This is a genomic window from Bacteroidota bacterium (assembly GCA_030017895.1).
Taxonomy (GTDB): domain Bacteria; phylum Bacteroidota; class Ignavibacteria; order UBA10030; family BY39; genus JASEGV01.
Map to the genome: position 1 here is coordinate 1 of JASEGV010000089.1, position 10,485 is coordinate 10,485.

General features: G+C 37.9%; 11 protein-coding genes and 3 pseudogenes. 6 read left to right on the top strand and 8 right to left on the bottom strand.

The window, feature by feature from the left end:
• Positions 1 to 10 precede the first annotated feature (10 nt).
• The 3 genes from QME58_12715 to QME58_12725 form a co-directional block, all read right to left on the bottom strand.
• The gene (locus QME58_12715) at positions 11 to 1,351 is read right to left on the bottom strand and encodes a DUF3365 domain-containing protein (GenBank protein ID MDI6804684.1); all 1,341 of its coding nucleotides are present in this window, start codon (positions 1,349 to 1,351) and stop codon (positions 11 to 13) included.
• Positions 1,352 to 1,445: 94 nt separating this feature from the next.
• On the bottom strand, positions 1,446 to 1,784 hold the full coding sequence (locus QME58_12720) for a hypothetical protein (protein ID MDI6804685.1): 339 nt from the start codon (positions 1,782 to 1,784) through the stop codon (positions 1,446 to 1,448).
• A 432-nt stretch (positions 1,785 to 2,216) separates the two neighbouring features.
• Positions 2,217 to 3,431, bottom strand: a complete 1,215-nt coding sequence (locus QME58_12725; protein MDI6804686.1) for a glycine C-acetyltransferase — start codon at positions 3,429 to 3,431, stop codon at positions 2,217 to 2,219.
• A 311-nt stretch (positions 3,432 to 3,742) separates the two neighbouring features.
• Between QME58_12725 and QME58_12730 the strand changes: the two genes are divergently transcribed.
• The 5 genes and pseudogenes from QME58_12730 to QME58_12750 all read left to right on the top strand — a co-directional run bounded on the left by QME58_12730 (position 3,743) and on the right by QME58_12750 (position 6,377).
• Positions 3,743 to 3,955, top strand: a complete 213-nt coding sequence (locus QME58_12730) for a hypothetical protein (GenBank protein ID MDI6804687.1) — start codon at positions 3,743 to 3,745, stop codon at positions 3,953 to 3,955.
• 4 nt (positions 3,956 to 3,959) lie between these two features.
• Positions 3,960 to 4,445, top strand: a pseudogene (locus QME58_12735) (DNA methyltransferase).
• Between the two features lie 107 nt (positions 4,446 to 4,552).
• Positions 4,553 to 4,966, top strand: a pseudogene (locus QME58_12740) (site-specific DNA-methyltransferase).
• Positions 4,926 to 5,654: pseudogene (locus QME58_12745) on the top strand (PmeII family type II restriction endonuclease). Before QME58_12740 ends, QME58_12745 begins: the two co-directional pseudogenes overlap by 41 nt.
• 522 nt (positions 5,655 to 6,176) lie before the next feature.
• Positions 6,177 to 6,377, top strand: coding sequence for a cold-shock protein (locus QME58_12750; GenBank protein ID MDI6804688.1), 201 nt, complete (start codon positions 6,177 to 6,179; stop codon positions 6,375 to 6,377).
• Between the two features lie 557 nt (positions 6,378 to 6,934).
• On the opposite strand, the gene QME58_12755 is transcribed toward QME58_12750, so the two are convergent.
• Entirely contained in the window at positions 6,935 to 7,297 is a 363-nt protein-coding gene (locus QME58_12755; GenBank protein ID MDI6804689.1) for a hypothetical protein, read from the bottom strand.
• A gap of 67 nt (positions 7,298 to 7,364) precedes the next feature.
• Here QME58_12755 and QME58_12760 point away from each other — a divergent pair, with 67 nt between their 5' ends.
• Positions 7,365 to 7,574 (top strand): hypothetical protein, encoded by a 210-nt coding sequence (locus QME58_12760; GenBank protein ID MDI6804690.1) that lies wholly within the window; start codon positions 7,365 to 7,367, stop codon positions 7,572 to 7,574.
• Here QME58_12760 and QME58_12765 read toward each other — a convergent pair.
• The 4 genes from QME58_12765 to QME58_12780 all read right to left on the bottom strand — a co-directional run.
• Entirely contained in the window at positions 7,513 to 7,803 is a 291-nt protein-coding gene (locus tag QME58_12765; GenBank protein MDI6804691.1) for a GIY-YIG nuclease family protein, read from the bottom strand. The two genes, QME58_12760 and QME58_12765, sit on opposite strands and share 62 nt — an antisense overlap.
• A 96-nt stretch (positions 7,804 to 7,899) precedes the next feature.
• Complete coding sequence (locus QME58_12770) at positions 7,900 to 8,709, bottom strand: DUF4065 domain-containing protein (protein ID MDI6804692.1); 810 nt, start codon at positions 8,707 to 8,709, stop codon at positions 7,900 to 7,902.
• 253 nt (positions 8,710 to 8,962) lie between these two features.
• Positions 8,963 to 10,210, bottom strand: coding sequence for a glycine C-acetyltransferase (kbl, locus tag QME58_12775; GenBank protein MDI6804693.1), 1,248 nt, complete (start codon positions 10,208 to 10,210; stop codon positions 8,963 to 8,965).
• Between the two features lie 9 nt (positions 10,211 to 10,219).
• Positions 10,220 to 10,485: acyl carrier protein (locus QME58_12780; protein ID MDI6804694.1), on the bottom strand; the 266-nt coding region annotated here is incomplete at its 5' end.

Sequence of the window (10,485 nt, forward strand, 5' to 3'; positions counted from 1 at the left end):
ACGATAAAATCTATAACACTAAACTTATATTTGAATTTTTGGAACTGCCCTTAAGTTCAATATGTCGCTGTTCTCTGCTAATCATTACTTTTTGCCAGTTGCGGAGTTCATCGAGCTGCTGCTGGATTTTTTCGCCAGCAAGTTTTCGTTCGGTATTATCCCGAGTGATATGAACAGCACCCGCCAAGCTGCCTTGCTCATTCAATAGCGGGTCAACTGCAATAACGTACCAACGATCGCCGATAGATAATTCGAAACTTTCCCTCTTGAGAGTTTCTTTCATACGAAGAATAGGACACTCAGGTTGTGGGATTTTTGTACCATGAACAACTTCCCAGCAGTGCTTTCCAATCATTTCAGATTCTTTCTTCCCAAAAAGCTCACTCATCATTCTATTCGAACGAAGTATTTTGTTGTTTATATCGAGAATACACATCGCATCGCCAACGGCATCCATGGTTGTTTGCCATCGCATAGCTAAATCTTGCGCTGATTTTTCTGCCAGTACACGTTCTTCGATTTCCTTCCTCAGTTCACGTGTTCGCTCTTCGACCTGATTTTCGACATCAGCGTATGCTACTTTTAGTTCTGTTTCGGCTTCATTTCGTTTCCGTTCGCTTTTATTTATTCGAACATATCCAATCGCTAATCCTGCTAAACCGATTATCCATATTATTGTGTGGATAAGCGTAAGCCGCCGTGTTGCGGCAGTTGAGACATTCCGCAAGGGAATCATCGGAATAGAAACACTTATACCGCCGCGAATATCATTTTCTTTATAACCCTGCTTCGCATGGCATTTAAGGCATCCTTTCTCAGTAATGAAAGGACGCATGAAACGATAATACTCCCGACCTTCCATACTATCGATGGAAGCGGCTTCTTTTTCTCCAAGTTCAAAATCTTCGAGGGCTTTTCTCTCCCATGGATCGGGTGCATTTTCCGGTTTGAGAGGATTTAAACTTGTAAGATGACCGCGAATATCGGAAATCTCAGCTTCAAGTTCGTAAACCTGTCGCGTCATATAAGCGGGATTCATTAGTGTTAATAATTGACCGGACGGTGTTATAATTTCCCGGTCTGGGGTATCGATTAAATAAGGATTGGGTTTTGTTTTTTCAGTAACGGGCACATACACTCCGCCATGATTTGTATTCCATAGCCGATAAAGGAGGTCCTTCTCGTTAGCTACTTTGGCTTGAATATGTGCCGTTTGAAGTGTTTCTTGTTTTACTTCAGATACATTCCACACCAGCGATGTAACTATGATTAATGTCCAAATAATTACAAGCGTTGCGCCGTACCGTTTTAGTTTTAACGGTTTATGTTTTTTCATATTTAATGAACGCATAATAATTTCTCCTTCTAATAGAAGATAAGACAGGAAAGATTAAGAGTCAAGTGGGAGGGAACAGTGATTCAATGGTTAATCCGCCTACAATTAGTTATTGGCTATTACCTAATTTTATCGAATAACCGGGATACAATTCATCGATACAGTCGGGACAGATACCGTGTGTAAAGCTCGCATCGGTGTGCTGCGAAATGTATTGCTCAACTTTGTTCCAGTATCCCTTGTCGTCACGGATTTTTTTACAAGAGCTGTAAATGGGAAGCAACCCGTTTAAGGTTTTAATATTTTTTAAATCTTCTTGAAGTTCCCTTATTAATTCTTCACGCTCTTTCTTGTAATTCTTTTGTTCGGTTACATCACGGTAAATACCATAAACGGCAATCTGTCCGGCATCACCTTTAGTCGGGCCACCTAATATCGAGACGTTCAAAAGATTACCATCCTTGCGGCAACGGATTGTATCATAACTAAAAGGTTCATTGGTTTCCCTACCGATTCTTCTTCAGAATAACCATAGTGTTTTATAGCCGCATTGGGTTCAGATTAATTTTGAATAACTCGAATTTTGATTCTTCTTGAGTACGGTACTTCAATTGCGACATTTTTGTTTGATGACATTCCGGATTGTTTGCTATAGAGGAAGCGAAATATATCGGACAAATATGGTTATTTTTATAGGTGTTTGTCCTATGCCTTAAGGGAATTAAACTTCGGAAGGTTTAGTATTAAATAACATTCCTGCCTTACGAATTGGAAAACCTAAAACTAATAGCAAAATGCGATTTCTGTTAAAATCTTTAAAGGTTTTTCGTTTCTTTTAAATTTGAGCCGCATTGAGTAGCGATATACCGGAAGTTTAGTATTAGATCACTTTATTTTTTTTACCTACAGTTTCAAAGGCATCCAACACCCGGTCGATCTGTTTCTTTGTCAAAGCGGCTGATATTTGTGCACGCAGCCGGGCTTCGCCTTTGGGTACTACCGGATACCATAAACCTTTGATATAAACTCCGGCTTTAAGTAATGCGGCGCTCATATCTTGTGCTACTGATGCGTCGCCTAACATAATCGGTACGATCGGGTGGTCTCCTTCGAGTATCGTAAATCCAAGAGCTTTAATTTCTTTTCTGAAATATGCAGTATTATCGTGTAACTGCTGAACGATTGAATGATCCTTACTCAGTAAATCGAAAGCAGCCATTGCACCGAAAACAATTGCCGGCGGGAGAGAATTCGAGAATGTATATGGACGTGATTTTTGGCGCAGATAAGTTATCAAATCTTTTTTACCGCTGATATATCCGCCGGCTGCACCCCCCATAGCCTTACCGAGTGTTCCGGTTATAACATCGACCTTTCCGAGAACACCTTTTGCTTCGGGTGTACCACGCCCTGTTTTACCGGAAACTCCGATTGCGTGCGAATCGTCAACAAAAACTAATGCGTTATATTTCTTACCCAACTCAACGATTTTATCGAGCGGAGCCAAATAACCTTCCATACTAAAAGCACCGTCGGTTGCAATAATTTTAAAGCGGTAATCTTTATTTTTATCCTCTTCCAATAACTTTTCAAGCTCACCCATATCGGCGTGATTATATATTTTCTTATTTGTCGTCTCCGATTTGCACAACCGCTGACCATCGATAATGCTTGCGTGGTTTAATTTGTCGCTGTATAAAACATCTTTGTAAATATCAAAACCTAATTTTTCATTTGTAAGCGAAGCGAAGAATCCTTCGTTGGCAGCAAAGCACGAAGAAAATAAAATTGTATCTTCCGTCCCTACAAACATTGAGATTTTTTTCTCAAGCCGTAAGTGTATATCCTGCGTTCCACATATAAACCTGACCGATGCTATACCATAGCCGTACTCTTTAATTCCTTCTATCGCAGCTTTTTTAATTGCTGGGTGGTCGGATAAACCTAAATAATTATTCGATGCAAGCATAACAACATCCTTACCATTTACTTTGACTACACCTCCCTGCGGACTTTGAAGGGGGGTTTCGTGCTTGCAAGTATTTGATTCTTGTAATCTTTTTAATTCTTTTTTTATGATTGTTGTTATATCCATCTTGCTTATCTTTCTGTTAATTTCGAACTCAACGAGACTCTCTAAAAACATGTTTCGACTTCGTTCCGCTTCGCTCCACTACGCTCAACATGACGAATTTATATCGATTTTCGTCACTCTGAGCGACCGTAGGGAGTCGAAGAGTTTATTTTTGAATTTTTTAGACAGCCCCGGAGTTTGGCTCAAACACATTAAGGGGTTGAACACGCTTTTATAAATATAGAAAAGAAAACGGTGTAATTCAATTGCCATTCTCATTAATATTTTGTAAGTTTTGATAGTAATGAAAATAACCTCACTAAAGGAACTTTATGAAAACTTTTAAAGTAATTTTATCAAAATCATATATTGTTACTGTTAATTCTGAGAATGAAAGACAAGCGAAGCATATAGCAGAATTTTATACAAACGATATACAAGATATTTCAACAGATGAGGATAGAAATATTTTCAACTTTTCTATTGAAGACATTGAATGTGGAATAAATGAGAGTATTGAAGCTGAAGAAATAAAACTTAATTAGTATGATAGAATTGAAAACAGATATCTTCCTTGGCGATTGCAGAGATGTTTTGAAAAATGTTAACGATAATTCTATCGATTTAATTATTACCTCACCTCCTTACGCCGATCGTAGGAAACATACCTATGGCGGTATTGAACCTAAAAATTATGTAGAATGGTTTTTACCAATCGGAAAAGAACTTTTAAGAGTATTAAAGAATGATGGGACATTTATACTAAACATAAAGGAAAAAGCCGAAAATGGTGAAAGAAGTACTTATGTTTTAGAATTAATTTTAGCACTTCATAAACAGGGGTGGCTATGGACTGAAGAGTTTATCTGGCATAAAAAAAATTGTTACCCTGGGAAATGGCCTAATCGTTTCAGAGATGCATGGGAAAGATTACTACAATTCAACAAAACAAAAAAATTTAATATGTATCAGGAAGCCGTTAAAATTCCAATTGGTGATTGGGCAACCTCTAGGTTAACTAAATTAAGTAATACTCTGAAGTTACGCAGAATTGACTTTTTGTCATGTTGAGCGAAGCGAAACATCTAAAAATAGCCTGAATTTGAGGTTTCAGATTCTTCACTTCGTTCAGAATGACTCTTTTGCGTAACTTCAGTAATACTGATAAAATCAGAGATACATCAAAAAGCGGAAGCGGTTTTGGCAAAAATATATCGAACTGGTTGAATAAAGAAACTGTTTATCCTACAAATGTTCTACATCTGGCAACAGAGTGCAACAATAAAAACCATAGTGCGGCATTCCCCGAAGAACTTCCAGAATGGTTCATCAAATTATTTACAAAACCTGGTGACACAGTTTTAGACCCTTTTATGGGATCAGGTACCACTGTCGTAGTAGCAAGAAGAATGTTGCGTAATACAGTCGGTATAGACATCTTACCCGAGTACTATAAAATGGTAAAAAAACAAATTCCATCAGATCAACTTCTATTATGTGAACCGAAAGTAAAATATGAAAAAACTAAATCTAAGAAACGTCACAAAATACGTTGAAAAAAATATCGACTCTTTCCACCAGAAAAGATTAGCTTATGTAAAATCAAAAGTAGATTTAAGTGAAATATAAAGACAAAAAAATCCATATCTATTTCGTGCAAAAAATATTCTCACAGCACAAGATTTGATAAAAGGTTTTTTAGACGCCTTCTTGCAATCGCAGGAAGAAACACTTTTTGGGCAATTTATGGAAGGATTGGCAATATATATTTGTGATAAAGTATATAAAGCAAAAAAATCTGCACTTACTGGTATTGATTTAGAATTTGAAAAAGATGGATGCATTTACATCGTTGAAATAAAAGCTGGCTGGAATTGGGGAAATGCGAGCCAAATTAAACAGCTAAAAATAAATTTTAAAAATGCGAAGGAATTTTTACAAAAATCGACAGGGAAACAGATAATCGCTGTAAATGGATGTTGTTTCGGTAAGAGTAGAAAACCTGAAAAGGTTGGATATTTTAAATATTGCGGGCAACACTTCTGGGAATTAATATCCGACAGTGAGAACTTATACATCGATATTATTGAACCGATAGGTCATAAAGCAAAGGAAAAGAATGAAGAATTTTTAATTGCATATGCCCAAATAGTAAATAAACTTACTTTTGAGTTTTCACAAAAGTTTTGTGAAGATGGGATTATTGATTGGGAAAAATTGATAAAGTTTAATTCAGCTAAATAATAGGACCACGACGAATATAAATTAGATTGACAAATACTTCTCTCGCTTTTCAATATAAAAACTGATAGACGGGCGGGCTTCAACTCCGTTCAACTTGGGAAAAGCTAATACGAAGTTGCAGAGCGTAAAAAGATATAACAGTGAACTGTATAAATGCAATTATTTCTAATGTGGGCCGTTTCAGCATACTAAAAAATAGATATTGCTATTGGATGAAATTATGTGTATGTTAGATAGTCAAATAACAGTACCCCGTTAGCACAATTCATAAAGGGTTGTTTTACTTAGCACGTTTTTTTGCAGTATTCGCATGCTTTTAGCACCAGCTGATGTACCCGTTGTCTCCTTTCAAGGTCAGAGTCGCCAGCAATCGAAACACGCAGAGTCGGAAAAAACTCCGATAAAGCGGAACATGATATAAAAGCCACGGTTTCCGGCGTACACTTTACCGATCCCCTTATGGGGACGGATTCATAACAAAACATTCCCGCATAAAGTGGGATAACAAGAAAGGATAGTTCCATGGAAAAAGGAACAGTCAAATGGTTCAACGGAGCAAAAGGTTACGGCTTCATTTCACGTGAAGGTGGCGAAGATGTATTCGTCCATCACAAATCGATCGTCGGAGAAGGTTATAAAAACCTTAACGAAGGCGATAAAGTGAAATTCGAAGTTGAAAACGGTCCAAAAGGACTTCAAGCTTCTAACGTATCAGTCATCTAATAGATAGCGATAGATACACGTTTAACTACAAACCCCGCTCCGATTATTTCGGGGCGGGGTTTTGTGTTTAGATTTCATTTTATATACCTATATATCACAAATGGTACCCTTTTCTACTCTCTTTATATTTTGGGGGGATTTAGATATTGGACTATTATCTCCATAAGTAGTTCTTGAACCTAATTACCACTTATGTCTTTACAATTTAATAATACTGTCTCACCCATAATATCCAAAATAAATGGTCATTGAGAGCCTGATACTTTGATACTAACTCGACCATTATTTTGAGTATTTCTAATAATACTTTTGGTCTCTTCCAGTGACCAGGAACTATCGCATTTTTGTATTTCTTTTGAAATATTCTCTAGTTTTTCCTTAGTCTATTGTGCATCACAAATACAGATAAAACAAATTGCCGATAATTTTATACTTCTCCCCGATTTTTGAAAAAGCGGCGATTGCTTTATCGAGGTGTTCTCGCTCGTGGTCTGCGGAAATCTGCGTCCGGATGCGTGCCTGTAAGGAGCGGATGAAAATTTCTGTTAAAGTCTGTTTTATCTATAATACTTACTAATCCGATTCCTATCTTCGGTCTCTTTATCCCCCTTGTAATAAATCTCAATCAGTTCAATTTTATCTTCTTCTTCATAGTAAGCATAAATTACCAGTATGCCGGATTGAACACCTTTGCCTTTTAATGAACGACATGCAAACTTTTTTGCTTTGTAAATCTTTGGATTTTCGATCCCACAATCAGAAATACGAACAATGCTGCCGTTGTCAATGCCATTCTTATGGTAATCCACTAGAGCAATGTTGAGGAAGTTAGCAAGGTCATCCTCAACAGTTCTGAATCGTTTGAGAAGTTTCCTCATGTCTTTCTCAAACTCCGGTAAACGACTTATCTCTCTAAACATCAATACCTTTCTTATTGTAGTAGAGCCCCACAGTCATTCTGAGCGTAGCGAAGAATCTATTATAAGCATGAGATTCTTCGCCCTTGCTACGCTCGGACTCGGAATGACGAAAGCGAACACCGTCATTCTGAATGAAGTCCACACTAGTGGACGAAGTGAAGAATCTAAATACCGGATAAAGATTCTTCGGTCGTTTCACTCGATTAGAATGACATTTATCCATACCAGTCATCACTTAGATCTTTCCAATCCGGATTCATTGATTCAATCAACTTAATTTTCTTTATTCTTAACCATCCCTTGATTCGCTTTTCAAAAGTGATTGCTTCATGAACATCACAGGTACTATCATAATAAACCAATTGTGTTAAGTTGTATTTACTAGTGAAACCAGGAACAAGTTTATGCTTGTGTTCGTACACACGTCTCTCAAGATTATTCGTCATACCGGTATACAGTACACCGTTCTTCTTATTGGTCATGATGTATGTATAGTAAGTTTTCATTTTATTGTGGTTTTTACCTGTTATTCTGAGCGTAACGAAGAATAAAAAATCGTCAACAGATTCTTCGTCCTCATTTCATTCGGACTCAGAATGACATTACTCATTCGGATACTCCCTCACTGAATACGGTGCTGCCCGGTAAAAAACTGCTTCGTACCCAATGATCGTTCCTTCCTCAGCTGTACGCCACGGGACATCACCGTGCGAATAGTCGCTTATCTGCTGTGCATTCTTATCGGAAAGAAGATTTATAACATCTTCAATTACCTCAAGCTCTGTGGCACTAAGCATCGAGAGGTCGGGTTTCCGGACCGGAAGATATTTTGTTTGAGGGTAATCAAAATATTTACTTTTCACTTTTTCAATTTCGCCATTCTTCATCATCTGTTCTACGATTTTTGCAAATTCAATCGGTGTAGGACCATAACGGTTCTTTTGATATTGTGCACCAATCAACTGCTCCTCGTATTTTTCGTAATAATTAAAATCCATAAAGTACAGGAGTTTGTAAATTACAGTTTCACCTATGTTAGGTTTAGACCCAATCCGATCAAGTATGTAGAGCAGAACCTCTTTGAATTTTTTCATATTCTTTTGAGGGACATTGATTCTTATTTGAGTTTCCTCTTTATCTTTTTTGATGGAACGGGGATGTTTTATGTTTTCGGCTTCGCTAAGAATTACCTCGGGTTCTTTCTTTAAATCAAGTATTGCATCAATCGGAACATGAAAGACACTTGAAAGTTTTATCAGTTCATCGGCTGTAACGGTTCTCTCACCACGCTCAATTTGAGAGATGGCGGGGCGGGGAAGATTTAACTTCTTGGCAAGAATATCCTGGCTGATATCTAAACGCTCTCTTATAGTTTTTAATTTTTTCCCAAGCTTCTTATAAAAATCACTCATAACAATCACCTTTTATTTTGCTATAATATAGTAATTGTAAGAATATAAGTCAAGTTATTGTAAGATAATCAAACACGATTATATTTAGGATGAGAAAGTTATATCAACTTGTTGTGTGTATAACCACTATCGATTTACTTCTCAACAGGTTACGACACTTTCTTTTTTAGTCCTTTGCCTATCCAGTAACTACACAGTACAGCAATGTTTTTATATCGCCTATTAAACTACGTGTTACCAATTATGCTGATTCTTACATCCCATACATCGCTATAATTTCTTCTTTCTTCTTACCAAGAATTTTATACTTCTCACCTATTTTTGTAAAAGCGGCGATTGCTTTATCGAGATGTTCTCTCTCGTGGTCTGCGGATATTTGCGTCCGGATGCGTGCCTGACCCTGAGGAACAACAGGAAAGAAAAATCCAACTACATAAATACCTTCATCGTACAGGTCGCGTGCTACATCCTGTGCAAGCTTTGCATTGTAAAGCATCACCGGAACAATCGGACTATCGCCTTTCTTAATATCGAGTCCGGCTTGGATCATCTTTTCACGGAAGTAAGTCGTGTTTGCTTCAAGTTTATCTCGCCGGTCTGTTGACTTGGAGATAATATCGATTACTTTGATTGCTGCGGCAACTACAACAGGCGGTACCGTGTTCGAAAACAGGTATGGTCGCGCGCGCTGTCGGCACATTTCAACAATCTCTTTCTTACCGCTTACACATCTGCCCGCGGCACCACCGAGAGCTTTACCGAGAGTCGTTGTAATCACATCCACTTTATCCATAACTCCACAATGCTCGTGCGTTCCTCTTCCGTGTTTTCCTATAAAGCCGGTTGCGTGTGAATCGTCAACCATAACCATCGCATCGTATTTCTCTGCAAGCTCACAAATTTTATCTAATTTAACGATGTCGCCATCCATCGAAAAAACACCGTCAGTTATTATCAATCGTAATCTGCAATGCTGAGTTTCCTGTAATTTTTCCTCGAGGTGTGCCATATCGGAATGCTTGTAATTGTAGAGCTGAGCTTTACAAAGCCGCATTCCATCAACAATCGATGCGTGAACAAGTCTATCCGCTATCATCGCATCGTCCTTATCGAGCATAACGTCGAAGAGTCCGCCGTTCGCTTCCATACAGGACGGAAAAAGGAGCGTATCTTCCATCCCAAGAAATTCCGAGAGCTTGTTCTTAAGCTCTCGGTGGATATCCTGAGTACCGCAAATAAACCTTACCGACGACAGTCCATACCCTCGCTCATCAAGTCCTTTATGAGCCGCTGCAATAACTTCGGGATGACTTGATAAACCGAGATAATTATTAGCACAGAAGTTCAACACGTCCTTAGTCGGCGCACCTGTTGGATATTCAACTTTTATCTTTGCCGCTTGCTGCGATTTAATGAAGCGTTCTTCTTTAAAAATCCCCGCTTTACGTATGCCAGTTAGTTCATTTTCGTAGAATGATTGCGCTTTTTCACTGTATGCCATATATCCTCCTTATATTTTTGTAAATTCTTTTAGAAGATTTATAATATTATTTACTGAATCGAACGCTTCGGGTGTTGCCTTATCATCAGGAATTTTGACTAAGAATTTTTTCTCGAGGAACATTTTAAGTGATACCATTGAAAACGAATCAACTATCCCGCTCGAAATGAGCTTCGTGTTTTCGTTCACTTCGGTAGTTGAATCTTCTTCGAGATATTCTTTTTTGGGTCTTCGCGTACTCGAGTGGGTCATTTTATATCTCCTTGAGCATGCAA

Coding starts and splice junctions, on each gene's coding strand:
- QME58_12715 (MDI6804684.1), bottom strand. CDS start 1,351: ATGCGTTCATTAAATATGAAAAAACATAAACCGTTAAAACTAAAACGG.
- QME58_12725 (MDI6804686.1), bottom strand. CDS start 3,431: ATGGATATAACAACAATCATAAAAAAAGAATTAAAAAGATTACAAGAA.
- QME58_12730 (MDI6804687.1), top strand. CDS start 3,743: ATGAAAACTTTTAAAGTAATTTTATCAAAATCATATATTGTTACTGTT.
- QME58_12750 (MDI6804688.1), top strand. CDS start 6,177: ATGGAAAAAGGAACAGTCAAATGGTTCAACGGAGCAAAAGGTTACGGC.
- QME58_12755 (MDI6804689.1), bottom strand. CDS start 7,297: ATGTTTAGAGAGATAAGTCGTTTACCGGAGTTTGAGAAAGACATGAGG.
- QME58_12760 (MDI6804690.1), top strand. CDS start 7,365: ATGAGATTCTTCGCCCTTGCTACGCTCGGACTCGGAATGACGAAAGCG.
- QME58_12765 (MDI6804691.1), bottom strand. CDS start 7,803: ATGAAAACTTACTATACATACATCATGACCAATAAGAAGAACGGTGTA.
- QME58_12770 (MDI6804692.1), bottom strand. CDS start 8,709: ATGAGTGATTTTTATAAGAAGCTTGGGAAAAAATTAAAAACTATAAGA.
- kbl (MDI6804693.1), bottom strand. CDS start 10,210: ATGGCATACAGTGAAAAAGCGCAATCATTCTACGAAAATGAACTAACT.